15 protein-coding genes are annotated in these 21,839 nt (G+C 73.9%); 7 read left to right on the plus strand and 8 right to left on the minus strand.

From position 1 onward, the window contains the following. Nucleotides 1-175: 175 nt before the first annotated feature. From WME96_RS14920 to WME96_RS14940, 5 genes are all read left to right on the plus strand, one after another. Nucleotides 176-763 (plus strand): gluconate 2-dehydrogenase subunit 3 family protein, encoded by a 588-nt coding sequence (locus WME96_RS14920; protein ID WP_437290777.1) that lies wholly within the window; start codon nt 176-178, stop codon nt 761-763. Continuing rightward, entirely contained in the window at nt 760-2,406 is a 1,647-nt protein-coding gene (locus WME96_RS14925; RefSeq protein WP_437290778.1) for a GMC family oxidoreductase, read from the plus strand. The genes WME96_RS14920 and WME96_RS14925 overlap by 4 nt, the downstream gene beginning before the upstream one ends. A 297-nt stretch (nt 2,407-2,703) precedes the next feature. Further along, nucleotides 2,704-4,452 (plus strand): sigma-54-dependent transcriptional regulator, encoded by a 1,749-nt coding sequence (locus WME96_RS14930; protein WP_437290779.1) that lies wholly within the window; start codon nt 2,704-2,706, stop codon nt 4,450-4,452. A 331-nt stretch (nt 4,453-4,783) separates the two neighbouring features. After that, nucleotides 4,784-6,124 carry a zinc-ribbon domain-containing protein gene (locus WME96_RS14935; protein WP_437290780.1) on the plus strand — a complete coding sequence of 447 codons (1,341 nt, stop codon included), beginning with the start codon at nt 4,784-4,786 and terminating at the stop codon, nt 6,122-6,124. 159 nt (nt 6,125-6,283) lie between these two features. Then, complete coding sequence (locus tag WME96_RS14940) at nt 6,284-9,364, plus strand: hypothetical protein (RefSeq protein WP_437290781.1); 3,081 nt, start codon at nt 6,284-6,286, stop codon at nt 9,362-9,364. 21 nt (nt 9,365-9,385) lie between these two features. On the opposite strand, the gene WME96_RS14945 is transcribed toward WME96_RS14940, so the two are convergent. Continuing rightward, on the minus strand, nt 9,386-10,960 hold the full coding sequence (locus tag WME96_RS14945; protein ID WP_437290782.1) for a hypothetical protein: 1,575 nt from the start codon (nt 10,958-10,960) through the stop codon (nt 9,386-9,388). Nucleotides 10,961-11,250: 290 nt separating this feature from the next. Next, nucleotides 11,251-11,931 carry a hypothetical protein gene (locus WME96_RS14950; RefSeq protein ID WP_437290783.1) on the minus strand — a complete coding sequence of 227 codons (681 nt, stop codon included), beginning with the start codon at nt 11,929-11,931 and terminating at the stop codon, nt 11,251-11,253. 714 nt (nt 11,932-12,645) lie between these two features. Here WME96_RS14950 and grxD point away from each other — a divergent pair. Then, a complete protein-coding gene (gene grxD / locus WME96_RS14955; protein ID WP_437290784.1) occupies nt 12,646-12,960 on the plus strand; it encodes a Grx4 family monothiol glutaredoxin in 315 nt (104 codons plus the stop codon). A gap of 76 nt (nt 12,961-13,036) precedes the next feature. Here the strand turns inward: grxD and WME96_RS14960 are convergent, their stop codons facing one another. Together WME96_RS14960 and WME96_RS14965 are read right to left on the minus strand one after the other, a co-directional pair. Beyond that, nucleotides 13,037-13,798, minus strand: coding sequence for a uracil-DNA glycosylase (locus tag WME96_RS14960; protein ID WP_437290785.1), 762 nt, complete (start codon nt 13,796-13,798; stop codon nt 13,037-13,039). Next, complete coding sequence (locus tag WME96_RS14965; RefSeq protein WP_437290786.1) at nt 13,795-15,057, minus strand: esterase/lipase family protein; 1,263 nt, start codon at nt 15,055-15,057, stop codon at nt 13,795-13,797. The genes WME96_RS14960 and WME96_RS14965 overlap by 4 nt, the downstream gene beginning before the upstream one ends. A gap of 142 nt (nt 15,058-15,199) precedes the next feature. Here WME96_RS14965 and WME96_RS14970 point away from each other — a divergent pair, with 142 nt between their 5' ends. Then, complete coding sequence (locus tag WME96_RS14970) at nt 15,200-16,399, plus strand: hypothetical protein (RefSeq protein WP_437290787.1); 1,200 nt, start codon at nt 15,200-15,202, stop codon at nt 16,397-16,399. A gap of 4 nt (nt 16,400-16,403) precedes the next feature. Here WME96_RS14970 and WME96_RS14975 read toward each other — a convergent pair whose 3' ends face one another. The 4 genes from WME96_RS14975 to WME96_RS14990 form a co-directional block, all read right to left on the minus strand. Continuing rightward, entirely contained in the window at nt 16,404-16,982 is a 579-nt protein-coding gene (locus tag WME96_RS14975) for an adenine phosphoribosyltransferase (protein ID WP_437290788.1), read from the minus strand. Between the two features lie 65 nt (nt 16,983-17,047). Then, nucleotides 17,048-17,824 carry a 5'/3'-nucleotidase SurE gene (gene surE, locus WME96_RS14980; RefSeq protein ID WP_437290789.1) on the minus strand — a complete coding sequence of 259 codons (777 nt, stop codon included), beginning with the start codon at nt 17,822-17,824 and terminating at the stop codon, nt 17,048-17,050. Between the two features lie 24 nt (nt 17,825-17,848). Next, nucleotides 17,849-19,465, minus strand: coding sequence for an aldehyde dehydrogenase family protein (locus tag WME96_RS14985; protein ID WP_437290790.1), 1,617 nt, complete (start codon nt 19,463-19,465; stop codon nt 17,849-17,851). 94 nt (nt 19,466-19,559) lie between these two features. Next, nucleotides 19,560-21,749, minus strand: a complete 2,190-nt coding sequence (locus WME96_RS14990; RefSeq protein WP_437290791.1) for a hypothetical protein — start codon at nt 21,747-21,749, stop codon at nt 19,560-19,562. Nucleotides 21,750-21,839: the final 90 nt, after the last annotated feature.

The following is a 21,839-nucleotide window of genomic DNA, read 5'->3' on the forward strand; positions in this document are numbered from 1 at the left end:
AGCGGTGCCGCAGGCGCGATCGTTTCCCGGATCGCTGCGGCGTCCTCGAGCGGACGCCGGCGTGCGGGGGAGGTCGATCTCGCCGCCGAGCTCGCGCGTGGCCGCAGCGCCGTCCGTGAGGCGCCCGGGCGCCCGGTCAGCCCGGCGCCCGCGCTGCCAGGAAAGGAGTCGAGTGATGAGCGACGTCGTTGCGCACCTGCCCGTGATCTTTCTCGTCGTTGCCCTCGCGGCGCTCGCCCTCGCCGCCGTCGGCCTCGCGCGCAGGGCCCGGGCCTCGGGCGCGCCCGCCCGCGCGCTCTCCGTGAAGGAGCGGGCCATCGTGGCTGCCTGCGCGGACGCGCTGTTCCCTGCCGGCGGACCGATCCCGGTCTCGGGCACCGAGGCCGGGCTGGTCGAGTACATGGAGCACTACGTCGCGCGCACCCCGAGGCCGCTCCGGCCCTACCTTCGGCTGCTGCTCCACGTCGTCGAGCTCTCGCCCTGCGTCTTCGGGCCACGGCGCGCCCGCTTCACGCGGCTCCCGCAGCCCGATCGCATCGCGGTGCTCGCGTCGATGGCGCAGAGCTGCATCTACCTGCGACGGGTGACGTTCCTCTCGCTCCGGACGATGCTCTCGATGGGCTACCTCGCGAACGAGAAGGTGGCCCGCGCGATCGGCGTCGCCTGCTGCGCCACGCCCTTTGAGCGCCGCGCGGCCGCGCGTCCGGCGGGCGAGGGGGTCGCCGTGAGCGCGCCGTCGCTCGCGCCGGGGGTGACGGCGTGAAGCTCCCCGGCCTGTCGGGGGCGCTCCCGCCCGCGAGCCCCGAGCGCGCCGAGCGGCGCCCGCTCTCCGCCGCCGCGCTCCGATCGAGGGCCGCGGTCGAGCCGCTCGCGCCCAGCGAGCCGCGCTCCCAGGTGAAGGTGTTCGCCGACTACGACGGCGAGGTGCGGGCGTCCTGCGAGGTGCTCGTCGTCGGGTCGGGGCCGGGCGGGGCGGTCGTCGCCAAGGAGCTCGCCGAGGCGGGGCGCGACGTGATCCTCGTGGAAGAGGGGCCGCCGTTCGGGGTGGAGGATTTCCGGCAGGAGGCGGGCGAGTCGCTGGCGCGCACGCTGCGCGAGGGCGGGATGCGCGCTGCGCGCGGGCGCATGCTCATCCCGACCATGCAGGCGATCGCGCTCGGGGGCGGGTCCGTCGTGAACTCGGCGATCTGCGCGCGCTCGCCCGCGTGGGTGTTCGACAAGTGGGCGGACCGGACCGGGACGGCGTCGCTCACATCGGAGACGCTGGCGCCTCACTACGAGCGCGTCGAGCGCCTGCTCGGCGTCGCGCCCACGCCCGTGGAGGTGCAGGGCGAGCGCAACCTGCGCTTCAAGCGGGGCTGCGACGCGCTGGGCCTGTCGAGCGAGCCGACCCACCGCAACGTGCGCGGCTGCCGCGGCTCGGGCGAGTGCTTCACGGGGTGCCGCAACCGCGCGAAGATGTCGACCGACATCTCGTACGTCCCCGCCGCGATCCGGGCGGGCGCGCGCGTCTTCACCAGCGTGCGCGCGGAGACCCTGCTCCTCTCCGGAAAGCGCGCCGTCGGGATGCGCGGCCGCACCGTCGAGCCGTTCACGTGGCGCGAGGGGGCGCCTGTCGAGATCCGGGCGAAGCTCGTCGTGCTCGCGGCGGGCTGCATGGCGACCCCGCTCATCCTGCTCCGCAGCGGCGCCGCCAACTCCAGCGGCCATGTCGGGAACGAGCTCCAGCTCCACCCGGGGCTCGCGATCATGGCGGTCTTCCCCGATCCCATCGACCCGTGGGAGGGCGCTACGCAGGGCTATCATTCGCTCCACTTCCTCGAGCAGGGCATCAAGCTCGAGGTCCTCTGGTCGCCCCCCGCGGTGCTCGCCGCGCGGTTCCCCGGCTTCGGGCACGATTACCAGCGTCACCTCAGGACGTATCACCGCATGGCGCCCTTCGATGTGATCATCGCGGCCGAGCAGTCGCGGGGGACGGTCCGTCCGAAGCGCGGCTCGTGGGATCCCGATGTGCGGTTCGACTACGCGCCCCGCGACGTCGAGAAGATCCAGCGCGGCCTGGGCATCCTGTCGGACATCTGCTGGGCGGCGGGCGCTGCGTCGATCCTGCCCGGGCTGCACGGGATCCCCGACGAGCTGACGTCGCCGGCAGAAGCCGAGATCCTGAAGAGCAGGCGGCTCGACGGGCGCGACACGATCACCGCGGCGAACCACGCCTTCGGCTCGGCGCGAATGTCGAGGAACCCTCGGGACGGCGTCGTCGACGAAGAGGGGCGCTGCCACGATCTGGAGAACGTTTACGTCGCCGACACGAGCGTCTTTCCTGGAAGTCCCGCGGTGAACCCGATGCTTACGTGCATGGCGCTGGCCGATCGCATCGCATGCGGCATCATCGAGCGCTGGTGATGCGCGCGCTGGCGTGTCACCACAGGGGGCAGCGACCCGGGGGCGTCGCATCCGTTGCGCATGGACGGCATGTCACGGACGGCATGTGAGGGGGGCTTGCACCGAGAAGTAGGCAAGTCCCGAGTTGATGTGAAGCCCCCGCAGGGTACACATTGAGCGGCACGTTTCACATCGCACGGGGCCGAGCCGTCCGTCCGCCGAGCTGGGAGGGAAGCTTTGGGACCGAACGCAGTATCTGCTGCAATTCCGCGCGGACAAGCGCGCTCGCCGCATCGGAGCCACAACCAGCACGGCCGTGTGCTGCTGGTCGAGGACGAGCCCGACCAGGCGGCCATCCTCGAGGCGGTGCTGCGCCATGAAGGGCTCGACGTCGTCGTCGCCTCGAGCGGCGAGCAGGCGCTCGAGATCCACCAGCGGACCCCGGCCGACGTGCTCGTCACGGACCTCAACCTGCCCGGCATGACGGGGGTCGATCTCATGCGCCGGCTCTCCCCGGGCGAGCTCGATGGGCCCGAGCCGAAGACGCCGCCGCCCGCCGTCGTCATGGTCACCGGCGCCGCGTCGATCACGAGCGCCGTCGACGCGCTAAAGCTCGGCGCCGCCGACTACCTCCAGAAGCCGCTCGACCCGGCGCGCCTCGTACTGCTCGTGCGCCAGCTCCTCTTCGACGGTCCGGCCCGCGAGTTCGTCGAGGGCGAGGACGACGATCCCCTCCACGGGCAGCTCGTGTTCGAGGGGATGATCGGCGGCTCGGCCCGGATGCGCGAGGTCTTCACCCGCATCGAGCGCGTCGCCGCGACGATGGCGCCCGTGCTGATCGTGGGCGAGAGCGGCACCGGCAAGGAGCTCGTCGCGCGCGCCATCCACAACCGGAGCCGCCGCCGCGCCGGCCCGTTCGTTCCGGTGCACACCGGTGCCATCCCGCGCGAGCTCATCGGCAGCGAGCTCTTCGGCCACGAGAAGGGCTCGTTCACCGGCGCGTTCGCGGCCGCGGAGGGCAAGTTCGAGGCGGCGGCCGGAGGCACGGTCTTCCTCGACGAGGTGGGGACGATGGACGCTGCGGTGCAGGTCAGCCTGCTCCGCGTGCTCGAGACCTACCGCTTCACCCGCGTCGGCGGCCGCAAGGAGATCGAGGCCGACGTCCGCGTCGTCGCCGCCACGAACAAGGATCTGCTCGACCTCGTCGACGACTGCGTCTTCCGCGAGGATCTCTACTACCGGCTCAACGTGTTCACGGTGACGCTGCCCCCGCTGCGCGAGCGCCGGGAGGACATCCTGCCCATCGCCGAGCGCTTCCTGCTCAAATTCGCGAAGCGTTATGGCACCCCGGCGCGCCGCCTCACGGACGCCGCCGTCGAGCGGCTGACGGAGCACGACTGGCCGGGCAATGTGCGCGAGCTGCGCAACGTCATCGAGCAGACCGCGCTCTTCGCCTCGAGCGAGATGGTGTCGGCCAACGACGTCCAGCTCGGCCAGGGCCGGATCGAGCGGCGCTCCGGCCGGCGCGCCTACGACAGCGTCACGTCCCAGCGGACCGCGGCGCCGGTCGTCCCTCCCGAGCCGGCCGAGCCGCTCTCGGTGCCGCTCGTCCACCCAGCGGACATGGCGGTCCCGTCCGACCCTGCGCCATCGCACGCCGTCGTCGCGCAGCCGCCGCCGGCCTCCGTGAGCCCGGCCTCGCTGCCGCGGAGGCCTCAGGAGGGCAGCATCCCCGACGCGGAGCCGCCGCGGGACGCCGGCGAGGCGGCCGAGCACCCGCTCGTGCTGCGGCTCCCGGTCGGCACGCGCCTGGCCGACGCGGAGCGCAAGCTCATCCTGCTGACCCTCGAGGCCGTGCGCGGCAACAAGCAGCGCGCGGCCCGCGTGCTCGGGATCAGCCGCCGCGGCCTGTACTCGAAGCTGCAGGCGTACGGCGAGCACGTCGGGGGCCACGAGGCCCAGGGGCCGAGCGAGAGCGCCGAGCCCCACGATCCGGTCGACGATGTGCCCGTCGTGACCGACGAACCCAGCCTGGAAGAGCTCGGCTCCGCGCGCGGCGACGCCTGAACGAGCGCATCGCCCTCCGCCGCCGCGCGTGACCCGCCCTCCGTGGCGCGCGCCCCGCGCCTTTCCTGGCGGGTCGGCGCTCGGGGCGCGACGTGACCGGTCGCACTCCAGGCGCCGGCCTGCGGGCCCGTGTGACGCACCCCGACAACGGTTCCATCAGCGGCCCCGTTCCTTTGTGCTTTACGAAGGGATGACGACCTCGGCTATCGTAAAGCGGAGCTGCGAGATCAGACGCGCGACTGGCACGTCAGAGAGCGGGCCACCGGCGCGGTATCAAGGTAAACTCTACGCGACGCCTCGCCGGCATTACCCCCCTGCGGGCCAGCCCCCAATGAAGATCACCTGCCAGTCCTGTCAGTCGAAATACACGGTCTCGGACGAGAAGGTCCAAGGCAGAACCGTCAAGATCAAGTGCCGCAAGTGCGGCGCCACGATCCTCGTGAACAGCTCGGGCGTGACGACCAACGGCGGGGTCGCCGATCCGGTCTCCGGCACGAGCGTTCCGAACGACGGGACCACGTACCTGGTCAACGTGGCGGACGGCGATCAGCGCTCGATGACGCTGGCGGAGATCGTCGCCAGCTATCAGGCGGGGGTGATCAACGCCGAGACGTACATCTGGGCGGACGGGATGGCCGACTGGCAGCCGCTCGGCCAGGTCGACACGATCGTCGCGGCGCTGCACGCCGGCAGCGCCCCGGTCTCGACGGCCGCGCAGGAGCCGGCGCCCGTGCAGTCGCAGCCCGTGCCGAGCGCTGGTGCGGCCGCATCGCAGGCCTCCTCGGGCATCGAGGCGGTCGCGGCGTCCGCTCCGGCGCCGCGCGCGGCGGCCGTGCGCCGCGATCCGGCGCGCCCGACGCAGGACCTCTTCGGCGGGAGCCCGGCGCCCGAGGCGCATCGGCCGAGCTCCGACGACGTGGCCACGAGCGCTCCGCTCTTCAAGAGCGGCACCGCCCCCGGCCAGCGCGACGAGAACTCGATGCTGTTCTCGCTGAGCGCCCTCACGGCGAAGGCCGCGCCTCCTCCGGCGCGGTCGAGCGCCAGCGCGTCGGAGGACTCCGGTCTCATCGACCTGAAGGCCCTCGCGTCGGGAGCAGGCGTCAGGGCGCCGTCGCCGGTGGCGAGCATCGTCGCGAACGACGGCGGCCTGTTCCAGCTCAGCGCGCCCATCGTGACCACGGCGCGGGCGCCGTCCGTCGCGCCGCCGACGAGCATCGAGGCAGCGCCCAAGAACCGCGCCCCGCTCATCATCGGCGCCGGCATCGCGATCGCGGGCATCGCGATCGCGGGCGTCTTCTTCATGATGAAGGGCGGCGGCGAGGCGCCGGCGCCCGCCGCTGCCGACAACGCGACCACGGCGGCAGCCCCGGCGACGACGACGCCGCCGGAGCCCGAGCCGACGCCGACCGCGACCGCGACCGCGAGCGCGACGGCCACGGCGAGCGCGGAGCCGGTCGCGAGCGCGACGCCGAGCGCCACGCCGACGGCTGCGCCTGCCCGCGGTGCCGCGCGGCCGGCGCGGCAGACCTCCGGCGGCTCCGCAGGCAAGGCGCAGCCTGCCTCCGGCTCCCCGGCCCCGGCCGCCGCCCCCGCGCCGGCCAAGCGCGGCGGCTGCGGGTGCGCGGCCGGCGATCTGATGTGCGCGATGCAGTGCTCCGCCAAGGGCAAGTGAACGCGCGAGGGCTGTCCTGGCCCTCGCGATGAGCCGAGATCCCGTCGCTTGAACCTCTCGCTCGGCGGCCGCGCTCCGCGCCGGCCGCGGCGCCGTCTGTCCAGCGGGCGACTGCAAGGACGGTGCGGCGACCAGGGGGGCGCGCTAGCATCGTCCGTCATGAGCGAGCCCGACCGGCGGTATCACGCGCCGACTGCGCGCCGCACGCCGGGCGCCGGGCCGCTCTTCGCGATGATGCTGCTCCTCGGCGCGGGCGCCGCGGGTTGCGGCGGACGCGCGCCGAGCGCGCCGTACGCGGCGCAGGCGTCGCGCGGCGGGGCTGCGCGGTCGGCGCTCCCGGCCTCGGGTGGGCGAGCCGCGCAGGGGGCGCTCGTCACCATGATCACGCCCTCGCTGCTCCTCCCTGAGCTCGTCGGAGAGCGCGGCGTCGTGGCCAGCGAGGCGGGGTCCCGGCGGGTGCTCATCGATCGCATGCGCCTCATCGCGCACGACGACGGATCACTCGAGCGCGCCGCCGAGCTGCTGCCGTCTGGTCAGGTCACCGCGCTCAAGCTCCCGACGCGGCTCGGCGGCGGCTACCTCTTCTACGCCTCGAACCGCGGGAGCGCGCAGCTCTGGCGCGCCCGGGAGTGGCTCGCCCCGCTCGATCCGCTGGTCCAGTTGCCGTCGGAGGCGAACGAGATCATCGCGGGGTTCGATCGCCTCTACGCCCGGCTCTCGCACAGCCACCGGCTCCTCGCGATCGACGCGCAGAAGGGCGAGGCGATGCCCCTCGGCCCGCTCCCGCCGGCGAGCGCGTACGGCCAGCTCGCGTTCGCCGACGGGTGGCGCGCCGTGGTCGAGGCCGACCTGCGCGGGCTGCTCGTCACCTTCGACGCGGGGGCCACGTGGCGTCCGGTCGAGGTCGACGCGAGGCCGACCTCGCTCGCGGTCATCGGCGGCGACCCGGCGGTGATGACCGCGAACGGGTTCTACTCGGTCGATGCGCGCGGCGGCGTCACGTACCGCACCCTGGAGACGCCCGAGGACGTGCAGGAGGCGCCGGCGCGGGCGCAGGGGCCTTTCGGGCGGCGCCCGCTGCGCGCCGCGATCGAGGACGGGTGGCCCGACTCGAGCTCGACCGCGGTGGTGGCCCGCGGCGGCGCCCTGGCGCGCGTCTCGCTGCGCGACGGCGCCGTCGTCGACGTCGCGCCGGACGCCTACCCCGAGCGCGAGGCGGCGTGCCACGCGATCCGCGCGGGCGCGTCGTTCGGCTTCGTCTGCGGCGAGCGCGACGGGCCGACGACGCTCTACGCCTTCCAGCCGCCGCTCGGCATGCGCCGGCTCATGCGCTTCGAGGAGCCGCGCTTCGTGGCCGCGAGCGGCAACGGCGCGCTGGTGATCCGCGGCGCCTGCGGAGAGCGCAGCGGCGCGCACGACGGCCGCGCGTACTGCATCGTCGCCGCCGACGGGGGCACCCGCGAGATCCACGTCCGCGCGCCGGCGCGGGACGTCGGCGTCGAGCGCGTCGTCGCGCTCTCCGACGGCCGCGTCGCCGTCCTCTCACCGCCGCGCCCGGGGGCCTCGGGGCAGCTCACGCTGCTGAAGGGGAGCGACGTCACCACCGTCCCGCTGACCCTTCCGGGCAAGCCCCGCAGCACCGTCCGCGATCTGCAGCGCGGGATGTGGCTCGAGGGGTTCGAGGAGCGCGAGCCCGGGGTCCTCGGCGGCTGGGTAGAGGCAGGCGGCCCGATCGTGGGCGTCCGGATCGACGTGAAGAGCGGCAATGTGACCGCCGGCGCGCCGCGCCAGGACGGCACGGGCGCGCTCCTGTCAGGGCGGTTCGCGCTCTCTCTGGGAGAGGGCGAGCGCTCCGCCGAGTCGACGGACGGCGGCATGACCTGGCGCTCGATCGAGCTGCCCGAGCGGGACGACGACGCTGCCGCTCCCCGGACGCGCGCGTGCGGCCCTGTCGGCTGCGTCTTCAAGGGCTGGATACGCGTAGGCTGGGGCAAGACGGCGCTGCCGGACGACCTCGCCGAAGCGAAGCCACCGCCGGTGCTCCAGACGCCGCTGCGCGCGGGCAGCCCGATCGCGATGCGCTGCGAGGCGCTCGGCTCGTCGACCCCGCCGCTGCCGGACAGGCCGTCCGCCGCGTCGGCCGCGCGCCCACCGCAGCCGGCCGCACGCCCGCAGTCCAAGGAGACGGCGAGCTCGGCGTGGGCGCCTTTCCGCAACACCGTGCCGCCCACGCTCGGCGCGGATGAGATCGGCTTCGACAACGGGGCCCCGTACGACATCGTGACCGTGCGCGCCTACGCATGGGGCAAGCGGGGCGCTGACTGGGCTCGGGCGGGGCGCTGGCTCATCCGGTTCGACGATCGCTTCGACCCGGATGGCGGGGTCCGCTCCAGCGCCGTCAGCGCCTCGCCTTGGTCGGACGAGGCCACCGCGGCCGAGGCGCTCGGGGTCGTCAACTACGGGGCAGCTTCCTGGGGCGCGTACCTCGACCCGGGCGGACGGGCTGCCCTGACCCACGTGTGTCGGGGCGCGGGATGCAGCCTCTTCGCGGTGTCCGAGGGGCTGCCGGTGCTCCCGCTCCGCGACGGCGGCGGCCGCGCAGGCAACTTTCTCCGGCCCTTTCCGAACGGCGCCGTGCGGCTCGGTGAGACCTGGTTCTTCGTGGCGCCCGGCGGCTCGTACGAGTCCGTGACGCTGTGGCGGGCCGACCTCGGCATCGCGCGGCCGCTCGCGACGTATCATCGTCCCGCGCGCACGAGCTACGGAGTCGACCCGCCGCGCCTGGTCCGGCGTGCGCTCGGCGGCGGTGTCGGCCTGCTCATCTCGACGGCCCCGGACCCGGGCGTGCGCGCCGGCTCATGGCATGTGCTCCCGATCGACCGCGACACCGGTGCGCTCGGCGAGGCGGTGCCGCTCGGGCGCAAAGATCTGGTGGACACACCGCTCGACCGCTGTCAGTCGGGCCAGGACGGCTGGCTCCTGGACACGAGCCTGGAGGGCTCGCCGAGCTTCGATCTCGGCGGTAATTATTCGTCGGTCGATGGTGCCGAGTTCCGGCTTCGCCTGGATCCCGGCGCAGCGTGCGTCGAGGCGATGTCGGTGAGGCTGCAAGGGATCTTCTCGAAGGCGCCCGAGAAGCAGCGCGACGTCGCTGCCAGCGCCATCCCGCTCGCCGCGACCGAGCGGACCACGGGGCGGAGGTGGCGGCTGCGCTGCGAGCCCAGGGACGCTGGCCGATGAGGCGCTGGCGACCGCGGGCAATCAGTTGGCGATGACGTCCGTTGAGACGGCGTCCACGCTTCCCTCGACGCTCGCCTCCAGGCCCTCGTAACGGAGGGTCCCCAGCCAGTCTGCCGTCCACGAGATCGGCGCGGCGGCGCTGTTGACCTGCGCTTCGCCTGAGGCGTTCACGACGATCTCGCCAGTCCGCCCGGCCTTCGCTTGCGCCTCCAGGCCATCGTGCCAGAGGACCTTGAGCCCGCGCGCGCACAGCGTCGCCATGCAGTCGCTGTCGCAGCCGGAGTAGCCGACGAGCACTTCGCCCAGGGTCGCACAGTCCGCTGCAGCGGCGAGCGCCGTGGGGACGGACTCGGCCTCCGCCTCCAGCGTCGCCCCGAGCGCCGCGGCGCCGCCCACATAGAGGCTCGGCACCCAGGAGAGGGTTCCGGCGAGTCGGAGCACGTCACCGGGATCCGCTGTCCACTTCATGATCGCGGGCGACCGTTCGCCCGTGTTCTCGGTGGGCGCGCTGCCGAGCCAGCTCACCTCGAAGAGTGCGCCTCCTGGCATCTCTTTCATGCCGCTCAGCTTGCCGTCGATCGTGAGCGGCGCAGCTTCCTGCCCGGCGCGGGCCCACCCGCGGCACCGGTTGCGCAGCGAGACCGGGAGCGCGGCGAGGTGCGCCTGCGCGGCGGTGTCCCAGCCGTGCTCCCGACGCCGCGCGTCGAACTCGGACGCCTGGTCCGGGGGAGCGGCGCGCTCCATGGCGTCGAGCAGGGACGCGGCCTCCGCGCCAGCAGGCAAGAAGGCATCGACCATCTCATCGGTCGCCGCGTCGAGCAGCGCATCCAGCCCGTATGCCGACGCGATCGTCAGCTTCGTGTTGAGGCTCGTCGCCGCCAGGTCGATGGGCAGATCCCTGACCGGGACCCACACGTCGCGCGACGATCCGGCCTGCAGCTCTCGTTCGCCCGTGCACCCCCACATGATTTTTCCGCTGTGGAGCGCAACGGTGAGGCTCAGCCCCACCGGGGCGCCCGAGATGACGACCGGTTCGTTCGGGCCGCCGTGCGCCACGAGCGCGCCCACGGGCGCTTCGGGCGCTGCGGTTGCGAGCTCCTCGCAGGTGGCCCCTGTGATGACGCTCGCCGTCCACTCCTTCGCGAGGCGTCTGCCCTGGTAGAGCGGAAGGACGCGCAGCGCCCCGAAGCCCTCCGCGCTCACCGAGACGCCGAGCTCGGCGGCCGGGCCGTCCTTCGTGGCGGCGCGGAGTCGGAACGTGCTCCCCAGGCTCGAGGCGTGGAGCTGGACCGAGGCCCTGCCGTCCTCGTCCGCCATGACGGTCGTCCGGTCGACCCACGCGCCGGCGGCGTCGCCGAGGAGGGTAAAGGTCACCTCGTAGGGCACCGGCGGCTGGCCGGTGACCCAGACCGTGTGCAGCTGCCCCGGCGCGAGCTGCAGCGGTCCTTGCTCCTCGAACGCCAGGATCACCGGCGAAGCGGCATCGGTCGGGGGATCGGGCCACGGCGGCTCCGCTTGCTCGCGCATGCGAAGCGAGCAGGACGCCAGACCGAGCAGGGCGACCCGCGGCGCCCAGTGTCTCCAAGGCAAGCTCACGATGGGAGTGTACCTTGCACCCTCCCCGGCGAGAAGCCGCGGGGCCGCGCGCACCACACCTCTCCCGGTGACCCGCGGCCGAGCGTGCCGCTGGGAGCAGCTTACGGCGCAAGCGAGCTCACACGAAAGCGAGGCTGATGTCGGGCGCACGCCGGGACCACGCCCTCGCTCCGACGACGGGCGATCGCGACGCCGGCGCCGCGCGGCCGGGCGGAGCGCGCCGCGAGCTGCGGATGGCGACGCCGACTCGCGACGCGAAGTGCCCGCGAGGCGGCGCCGCGCGGGGGCGACTACTTCACGTAGATCTGGCCGACGGCCATCCCGCTGCCGCGGGCGCGCAGGACGGCCTTCGCGGGGCCGCCGATGGGGAGCGGGTTCTTGAAGCATTGGCCCTTGCCACCGAGCGTGGCGTTCGGACCGGTGGTGCTGTCCTGGGCGAGCACCACGGGCGGCATCGGCGGCGTGTGCGCGACGAGCTGGATGTCGAGCTCCTGGAGGCCAACGCCCACGCCGATGACCGAGTAACACTTGCCCGGCTGGATGTTGAACGGCTGCTCGAGCGTCTGGCCGTCCTGGAACTGCCCGGCGAACGCGCCGCCTTCCGCTTGCATGCCCTGGACCTCGGACGCCGCCATCGCGGTGAGCACCGGGGTCGCCGCGGCCACCATCGTGGGCGCGATCGGTGAGGCTTGCCCGCCGCTCGCACCCGCAGCGGGGGTGGTCGGCGTCGTGGGGGTCGTCGGGGTGCCGGCGGGCTGACCGTACTGACCGGCCGGGGCGGGCTGGCCGTACTGACCGGCCGGGGCGGGCTGGCCGTATTGACCGGGGGGGTACTGGCCGGGCGGGTACTGGGTTGACGCCCCGTACTGGTTCTGCATCTGCGACGGGTTGTTCGGCTCCGGGTCGCTGCCTCCGCAGCCGAGGGGCGCGAGGCCGAGCAGGGCCGCAGGGATGAGGACGTACAAGCGCATACGAGGCTCCTTCAGGGTTGTGCGGGGTGAGGCCACGACATTGGGACGCTCGCCGCACCCGCGGCGGCTCACGGCCGCTGGTCACGAACGGTAAGACGGCCCAGGTGGGGGCGTGTTCTACAACGACTTGGCGGCGCGAGGCCAGACGCTGAGGTTCCCGGGCTCCAGGCGCGAAAAAACGAGCGAAACGCGGCGCTGATCCCCGGGCGCCCCAGAGCCGCGAGCGCGCCGTCCGCCGGCGTTCGAGCGCTGTTCCATGAAGACGAGCACCGCGCTGCGTCGAGCGCCCGCGCCGCGAACATGCAAGGTCGCGGCCGCTCGAAGCCATCGCGGCGGTGCGCTGAGCCTGGTCCACGCGGCCCGCGGCTCACGAGGCGCGACAGGGACCGCGGCGCATCGAGCAACGAGGACGTGCCCTGCCGCGGCATCTGCTCGCAGGCATCTCGGTCGATTACCCCTGCGGAAGGGACCCCGCGGCGCGTTCGCCCAGTTGACGCGGGCGACGGTCGACACCAGAAAGCGTGCTCGTAACTGCGCGTCCGGGGCGCGGAGGTCACGTGGTCGCCTGGCGAGCCGGGTGCGATCCCGTCGAGAGCCCCCCGCCGGCCGGGTCAGCGCGCGGTCCGGCGACCCGCGCGGCTTCTGTGTACGTTGGCTTCTGTGTACGTTGAAAGATGGGCGATCCCGCTCGCGGCGGGAGATCAGGAACGAGCCATGAGCGACATCCACCAGGCGATCAAGGATACCGTCGAGAGCAACCGCGTCGTCCTCTTCATGAAGGGCACCAAGACCTTCCCGCAGTGCGGCTTCTCGGCGCGCGCCGTCGACATCCTGAAGAAGTGCGGCGTGGAGTTCAAAGATGTCAACGTGCTGACCGACCCCTCGCTGCGGCAGGGAATCAAGGACTACTCGCAGTGGCCGACGATCCCGCAGGTCTACGTGGACGGGAAGTTCGTCGGCGGCTCCGACATCCTGATGGAGATGTTCCAGTCGGGCGATCTGCAGAAGCTCCTGTCGAAGCAGGAGTAGGCTGCGGGACGCGCCTGGCGAGCGCGGGCGATGAAGAGCGCGGCGCCTCGGGCGAGCTCGACCGATGGCTCGGGCCTCAGGCGGCGCGCAGCCCTGCTGCGCGCATGGCGCGGCGCAGGACCTCGTCGAACATGTCCCCGGTGAGCCGCCCGGTCTGGGTGTTCTGCTGGCTCACGTGGTAGCTGGCGAAGAGCCGCGCCTCGCCAGCGCCGCCGCGCGGATCGGGGATCGTCGCCTCCACGCCGTGCGCGAACGGCGGCAGGCGCGGATCCTCCTCCGCGCGACGCCGCGCGCGCTCCCCGGCGGCGGCCGCGCGCTGCGAGCGGGCGAGCGCGCCCACGGCGTCGTAGCCGATCTTGCCGAGCGCGAGGTAGACGCGCGCGCGGCGCAGGGCCGCGAGCTCTCGCTCGATCCAGGTGCGGCACGCCGCGAGCTCGTCGGTCGCGGGCTTGTTGTCCGGGGGAGCGCAGTGGCAGGGGGCCGTGATGAACACGCCCTGCAGCGCGAGGCCGTCGTCGCGTGACGTGCTCGTCGGCTGCGACGCGAGCCCGGCGCGGAACAGCGCCGCGTAGAGGAAGTCGCCCGAGCGATCACCCGTGAACATCCGACCGGTGCGGTTCGCGCCGTGCGCCGCCGGCGCCAGCCCGACGACCACGAGCGGCGCGTCCGGATCGCCGAAGCCCGGCACCGGGCGGCCCCAGTAGGTCTGGTCCCGGTAGGCGCGCCGCTTCTCGCGCGCGACGTCCTCCCGCCACGTCACGAGCCGCGGGCAGCGACGGCACTCGACGAGCTCCGCCGCGATCTGCTCGAGCGCGCGCCCGGCGCCGTCGGCGCTCATCCGCCGGGATCCTCGATGGCGGGGCCGCCGATCGCGCTCGCCGCGGCGGCGGTCTGCTCCACGTCCCCGCGCTCCGGCGCGACCGTCTCGATGACCGGGCGCGGCGGCGTCGCGGCCTGCTCCGACAGGCTGCTCTGCTCGCCGGCCACCATCCCGGTCACGATGCGATCGAGCACCGCGTCGAAGCGAAGGCGATTGAAGCGCGCGCCGCTCGCCAGCCAGTCGATGTGCCCGCCCTTGCCCGGAAAGTGGCCGACGATGTCCAGGTGATCGGCCTTGCCGGCCCAGATGAGCTCTCCCCAGACCTGCGAGGCGAGCGGGACCACGCCGTCGTTGGCGTCCGGCGGCGGCAGCTCGCCGAGCACGCGCGCGAGCTTCTGTTCGATCGAGCCGTCATGGGAGCGGCAGGGGTAGTGCTCGTCCAGGCGGGCCGTGATGTTCGAGAGCGCCGTGAAGATGGCGGCCGACATCGCCCCCCACGGCGACCTCAGCGCCGAGACCCAGTCGCGGACGGCGTTGCGCGGCGCGTACGTGGCGACGCTCTGGTAGCGCAGGCCGGCGCGGTCCTCCAGGCCGGCGTGGAGCAGGTCCATCGCTTCGGGCATGAGCTGGACGATGGCGCCCTGGTCGTCGCGGAGCAGCTTCAACCAGGCGCGCAGCTCGCGGCTCGAGGCGTCGTCGAGCACGCGGATGAAGCTCTCGACGGCGCGATCGATGAGCTCGATCTCGAGGAAGCCGAGCTGCGCCCGGCCGAACGCGGCGACGAGCGCCGACGCGGCCGCGAGCGGCGGCGCGCCGAGCTTGAGGCCCGCCACCGTGAGCGCCGTGACGGCGTAGAGCAGGCGCTGGCCGCTCACCGTGGCGAAGAAGGCGGCGAGCGGGGTGCCGAAATGCGGCGTGTTGATCGTGGTGACGGACCGCAGCCGGCTCGTCCAGCCGAGCCGGCGGTGAGCGTTCCCGGGGAGGCGCACCGAGGGCGAGGCGACGAGGCGGGCGTCGAGGCCGCCGGTCGAGTGGCCGATGATGTGGATCGGGCCGCCGTCGTCCCCGGCGCTCTCGTCCACGAGACGGGCGAGCTTCGCGGCCCGGCGGAGGAGGGAGGCCGTCGGATGCACCTCGCAGACGCGTATCTCGACGACCCGGCCGCGATCGCGGAAGCGCTCCTCGATCGCTCGGATGAAATGCTCGAAGTACTCGAGGGAGGCGAGGGTGGCGAACCCGAACATGCCGGGCGAGAGGTAGACGCGCGTCTTCTGCACGCGCAGGAATGTGCCATTTCCCTCGGCCGCGCGCGGCATTTCCCGCGTCGACCGGGCGCCTCCGCGGCCCGCCCCGCGAGCCCCGGGCGCCGCGCAAAGAAGCGGCGGGCACGCCGACCTCAAATCCGGTTACTCTGCGATCGTGGACGACCTCAGCGCGCGGGAGATCGAGGCGGCTGTACAGGAGGCCCTGGGCCTGTTCGGAACATCGGGATCGGTGAGCGTCCAGGGGCGGCAGATCGCGCTGCGCGGGCGCGGGGCGCCGGTCGCCATCGATCTGGAGCAGCTCGCCGAGCAGTGGCCGCTCCTGCCCCAGGACCTGCGCGCGCGCAAGGCGTCCGACATCGCGCGGCGGCTCGCGCAGGCGCAGCGCGCGGTGACCTCGATGGCGCCGCCGGGCGCGAGGGCGCCGGGGCGGCCGGCGCGGTACGTCGTGATCCCCGTCGTCGCGGTGGCGGTCGCGCTCGTCGGCGCGCTCGTCGCGGCGCGCGCGATGCGATCGCGCGAGAACCCGGTGGCCTCGCCGGTCGCGCCGGAGACGACCGCGGCCGAAGACGCGGCGAGGAACGCGCGCACCTGCGAGGCGGCGCGCAAGCGGATCTACTCTGGCGCATCCATGGGGCCGTTCGAGCTCGCGGGCTGGGTGGCCGAGCTCTGGCTGGCGACGCCGCGCGGCTCAACGCAGGCCGCCGCCGGGCAAGAGGCCACGAGCGCGGAGGCCGTGGGGCTGGGCGGGCTCATCTCCGAAGGCAAACTGACGGCGAGCGCCGACGCCGAGCTCGCGGCGATGACCGACGGGCTCGTGGAGATCGTCCCGGGGTTCGACGCGGAGGAGGCGGGGCGCTCGCCGTCGTGGCGCGCGATCACGGCGCGGTTCTCCGGCGGCTATGCGCGCGCGTACTTCGATCCCGCGCTCCGGGCGCGCTTCGTCGCCCTCGCCGACCGCATGGCCGACGGGGCATCCGCCGAGCTCGGCGCCCTGTATGCGCGCTGCGCGCACCTGCCTTACCACGACGCGGGCGCCTGGTTCCGCGGATCGGATCCGGCTGCGGCTGCGGCGGCGCTCGTCCATGCCTCCGGCCTGTTCGCCGAGCTGCCGGCGGTCGATCGCGGGGCGCTGGCCGCGCTGAAGGGAGCGGGGCAGATCGACGCCCTGCGCAGCGCCGGCGCCTCGCTCGATGCAGCGAGCCTGGGCAAGCTCGTGGGGGCGCACGGCGGCGGCATCACCAGGGGCGGGGCGGGCGCCGTCGTCATCACGTTCCCCGTCGGCGGGCCGACCCGGGCGACCAGCGCGAGCCGCATCGTCGCGCGCAAGCTGCAGGTCGGCGTGGGGCAGGACTGACCGCTCACTCGCCCGCGGCGAAGTGCACGATCGAGTAGACGCGGGCCGCGTCGCCGGCGCGCTGCGTGAGGAGCGCCCGCCCGCCGAGGAAGTCGAGCTCGACGACGAAGGCGAAGCCGACGACCTCGCCGCCCTGCTTGCGCGCGAGCTCCGCGGTCGCGGCGGCGGTGCCGCCGGTCGCGAGCAGATCGTCCACCACGAGGACCCTGGCTCCGGGCTTGATCGAGCCCTTGTGCATCTCGAGCTCGGCCGTGCCGTACTCGAGCTCGTACGCCACGCGATCGGTCGCGGCCGGGAGCTTGCCGGGCTTGCGCACGGGCACGAAGCTCGCGTTGAGCCGGGCCGAGAGCGCGCCGCCGAAGATGAAGCCACGCGACTCGACGCCGACCACGACGTCGACGTGCTCACCGATGTGACGCTGGGCCAGGAGATCCAGCGTGATGTGGAGCGCCCGCGGATCGGCGAGGAGCGGCGTGATGTCCTTGAAGAGGATGCCCGGCTTCGGAAAATCCGGGACGCTGCGGAGGTGGGCCTTGAGGTAGCGGAGCGCGTGCTCGGAGGGCAGGTCGTCGTGGTTGAACATGGCGCCGGAGCCTAGGCGAGCGCCCCCGGGCCGGAAAGCGCAGCAGGGCGCCGCCGCGCGCGGCTTCAGGGGGTGCGGCCATCGTTGAGCTCCGCGGCGATACCGCTCGCGACGCCCTCGTGCTGCGCTGCGAACAGGTCGAGGGTCAGCGGCGTGACGCTGACGGCCCCCTCGTCGTACGCCTCGGTGTCCGAGCCGGGGACCAAGTCGTGGCGCACGCCTGCGCCGCCGATCCAGAGGTACTCGTGCCCGCGAGGATCCTGGCGGAAGATCACCTCCTCGGTGTATAGGCGCGCGCCGATGCGCGTGGCGCGCACGGGCCAGCTGCTGCCCGCGGGGATGTTGACGTTGAGCAGCGGCGCCGGCCGGCGCTCTGCCTGCCCGGCGGCGCGGTGGAGGGCGAGGGCGAGCTTCACGCCGAGCGCCGCCGCGGCGTCGCGCGAGGCGCCGGCGTCGGCGGAGAGCGCGATCGAGGGAATGCCGCGCAGCGCTCCTTCGCGCGCTGCGGCCACGGTCCCCGAGTAGAAGATGTCGGAGCCAAGGTTGAGCCCGTGGTTCATCCCCGAAACGACGAGGTCGGGGCGCCGCGGCAGCACGCGCGCGCCGGCGTGAAGGGCCACGTAGATGCAGTCGGCGGGCGTCCCGTCGACCGCGAACACGCCGGGCGCGGTTTCCAGCAGCCGGAGGACGCGGTGCAGGCTCAGCGAGTGGCTCGTGGCGCTCTGGTTGACCGCGGGGGCGCACACCACGACGTCGGCGTGCTGGATGACCGCGTCCCGCACCGCGATCAGACCTGGGGCCGAGTAGCCGTCGTCGTTGGACAGGAGGATCAGGGGGCGCATGCGTTGCCTCGACGGGCCTCCGGATCAGCGGCCGAGCATGCGCCTGGCGAACGCGGCGACGAGCTCGACAAGGGCGCTGATGCGGCCGAACCATCCGGCTCCGCCTCGCACCCGCGCCATCGCGAAGGCGATGGTCCGGAGCGCTGGAGTATAAGGGTACCACCACAGCTCGCTCTTCGCTCTGCTGCGATCTTCGAGGTAGAAGCGCGGCCGCGTCAGCTCCGCGAGCGCGTGAGGGCTGCTCGTCACGCCGAAGCCGCTGTCGCCCGTCCCCGTCCACGGGGCGGCCGGGAGCGCGCCCGTGAAGCCGTGGTTGTTGATCGTCACCACGCCCGATCTCAGCCGGCGCCCGAGGGCATGGGCCCGCTCGTACCCGCGGGTCCAGAGGCTGGTCGTGAGCGCGAAGCGCGACGCGTTGGTGCGGGCGATCGCCTCCTCGGCGTTGTTGACCACGAGGACAGGGAGGATGGGGCCGAAGGTCTCCTCCCGGAGGAGCGGCGTGTCCTCGCGCTCGACCTTGAGGACCGTCGGCGGGAACGCGAGAGAGCCAGGCTCCGGCGCGCCGCCGGCGAGCAGCTCGGCCCCGTCGGCGACGGCCGCGTCGAGCTGACGCCGGACGATCTCGGCCTGCCGCGCGGTCGTCATCAGCCCGACGTCGATCCCCGCCCGGAGCTGCCCGGTGAGCGCGACGACGCGCTCGATGAAGCGGTCCGCGATCGCGTGCTCGACGTAGACGCGCTCGATCGAGGCGCAGTTCTGTCCGGCGTTCGTGAACGCACCCCAGACGACCCCGCGCGCGGCGCGCTCCAGATCGCAGTCGCCGAGCACGATGGCGCTGTCCTTCCCGCCGAGCTCCAGCGACGTCGGGACGAGGCGCTCGGCGCATGCGACCGCGACCTTCTTGCCGGTGGCGACGCTGCCGGTGAAGACGACGAGATCGACGCCGGCGTCGATGAGCGCGGCGCCGACGTCGCCGCCGCCCTGCGCGACGGCGAGGACGCCGTCGGGGAGCAGCCCGTCGAACAGCGAGGACACGAGGGCGCCGGAGCGCGGGGTGACCTCGCTCGGCTTGAAGACCACGGCGTTACCCGCGAGCAGCGCCGGCACGATCGTGCGCAGCGGGATCGCGACGGGGTAGTTCCACGGCGTGATGAGGGCGACGACGCCGCGCGGCTCCCTCCGGATGCGCCCGGCCTTGCCCGGGTAGGCGAGCGGGTCGAGATCGACAGCCGGCTCGTCGAGCAGCTCCTCGATCGACACGGTCCAGTAGTCGATGAGATCGGCGTTCGGCAGCACCTCGGCCAGCGCGGCTTCCTCGATCGGCTTGCCGCACTCGCGGTGCAGGAGCGCCGCGATCTCCTCGGCCCGCGCGAGCAGGCGCCGCTTGACCTTCCCGATGAGCTCCGCGCGCTCCCCGATCGGGACCTCGGCCCAGACGCGCTGCGCCGCCCGCGCCCGGACGACGATCTCCCCGACAGCGGTGGGCGCTGTCTCCGCGACGTCGTCGAGGGGCTCTCCCCCCGCCGGGCCGCTCACCGGAAAGGGGCCAGCGCTCGCCGCCGCGCCGGGCGCCCGCAGGGCCGCCGCTTCGTCGGCCACAGCGCCTGCCGCGTGGGGGAGGGCGGTCGTCTTGGATTCCATGAGGGGCGCAGCCTAGCACCGCGCTCCTGCGTACCTGCAGGAGCGCAGGCCGCCCCCGGAGGGCGGCCTGTCATCGAACCAGCGGAGGGGCTTCTTACGGAGCGGGCTCGCCCGCCGGCGCGGGCGCGTCTCCCCCGGCGGGCGCCGGAGCAGCGCCCTCCTGGTCGGGGGCGGCGGCCGGGCTGCCTTTGCGCTTCGCCGGCCGCTCGGGCGCCGGGCTCGCCGGGGTGGGGTTGATCGACAGGACCGTCTGCTTGCGGCAGCCCACGATGACCGCCTGGCCGGAGGAGAGCCACGTGGGGGTCGACGTCTTCTCCGTCGTCAGCTTGCCGAGCCGCACGTAGCGCGTCCCGCAGGGAACCTCGAGCGTCTCTCCCGTGTTTCCGGCGAGCGAGCCGTTCACGTAGACCGACGCCTGCTCGGGCGAGTTGACCAGGAGGTGGCCACGGTTCGACGGCAGATTCTCCGAGCTGCCCGCGGCCGGCACGGCGGTCTCGGCCGGCACGGCGGTCGTGGTCGGCTCAGCCGTCGCGGCGGGCGCCGCGGTCTCCACCGCCGACGGGGCCGCGGGCGCAGTCTCTGCGGGCGTGGCGGCCGGCGTCGGCTGCGTGGCCGGGGGCTGCGCCGTGACGTCCTGCGCTGCGCCCGCGTTGGTGTCAGGAGCGACGTTCGCCGGGGGTGCAGGCTCGGAGCCGAACAACCCGAGGCGGTGCGCGACGGCTGCGCCGGCCACGAGGAGCGCCGCCGCCGCGATGATGAGGCCCACGCGCGAGCGAGGCGCCGCCGGGCGCTCGGTGACGCTGACGCTGGTGTCCGCAGGCGGCCGCGTCGTGGCGACATCGGACTGCTTCGGCGCCTTGTCCGCCGGGACGACGGGAGGATCCTTGGTGATGACCTTCGGGAGCAGGTCGCGGTCGAGCGCCTTCGGCCTGGACCTGCGCTCCCCTTCGTCGACGGCCTCCCTGGGCAGCACCCCGGGCGCCGCGTCGACCGTCTCTTGATCCTGGACCGAGCGCGCGATCGCCTGGGCCTCGGACCGCGCGGAGCGGACGGCCGTCTCCTCGTCTTCGAGGCCCTCGGGACGCGAGCGGATGACCGTGGGCTCGTCCTCGAGCATGCCGCGGATCACGGTCGGCTCATCGTCGACCATATCGCGATTGAGCTCGCGCTCGACGGCCGGCTCGCCCATCGCGCGCCGCGTCGTGGCGGCGAGCGCCTCTGCTGGCGCGGCCTTCGGCGTGACCGGTTCGCTGACGGACGCACCGCGCTCGTCGGCCGCCTCCAGCGCGGAGGCGCCCTCCTTCCCGACCGGCGTGGTCGCGGCGCGCGCCGCGACGGGGGCCTCGGCGCGGTCGGCCAGCGACCTGCGCGCCTCGGCCTCCGGCCTGCGCTCGGCGGGGAGCTTCAGCCCCGCGGCGGGCTTCGGCGCGGCGGTCGGCTCGTCGGGGAGGAGCCCCGCGAACGAGAGCTCGCTGTCGCTCTCGACCGGCTTCCCCTTCGCGGCGACGTCCTCGTGCGGGAAGAACGGCTTCCCTTCGGCGCGCGGGCTGGAGCCGCGAGCCGGCGGCACCGCCGCGCCGCCCGAGAGCTGGCCGGCCGACCTGGCGGCGACGGGCGCCGTGACCTTGGACGCGGCAGGTCTGGCCGCATCTCTCGGCTTCGGCTCGGCGGGCTCCGCGGGGGGACGGTAGGTCTCCTGGCCGCCGGCGATCGGGCCGGCGTCGCGGGCATCGGCCCGCGGCAGGTCGAGCGAGGCTGCGGGCCGCCCCGCTGCCGGCTTCTCGGGTGAGCCGAGGGACGGCGCCGAGGCGCGCGCCGGCGGTGCGGCGGCCGGCCTGGCGGCAGACGTCCTGGCCGCGCCCGCTGCGGGCGTCTTCACCGGAGGCTGCTGCGGGGTCTTCGCTGCCGGCTGAGCCTCCTGCGGTGCCCTGGCGGCCGCAGCCGGCTGCTTTGCAGCGGTCTGCGGCGCCTGAGCGGCGGGCGACGCGGCGACATGGCGGGCATCGTCGAGGAACGGCTCGGGGGCGCGCGGCGGTCCGCCCGCGGCCGGTGAGGCCGCTGCCGGCCGCGCTTCGCTCGCCGGCGACGTCTCCGCCGAGCTCAGCCCGCCGTCCGGCGAGGCCGCGCCCACGATGTCGTCGGCGAAAGCGCCGGGCGCCTCACCGCGGTGAGGGACGAGCTCGGCCGAGACCGGGAGCAACGTCCGGGTTCGAGGCGCAGCGGCGTTCCGCTGCACCCGCTGGAGGAGCGCTTCGAGGGTGGCGACTTTTTCTGCGACGTTCACGCCGCGCCAGCATATCGCGGCTCGGCGCTCGTTACATCATTCGCGGTGAGGGGGGCGCGATCAGGGCGGGATCTCCTGCGGAAATCCCGC

Source organism: Sorangium sp. So ce406 (genome assembly GCF_051474675.1).
GTDB classification, from domain to species: Bacteria; Myxococcota_A; Polyangia; order Polyangiales; family Polyangiaceae; genus Sorangium; species Sorangium cellulosum_G.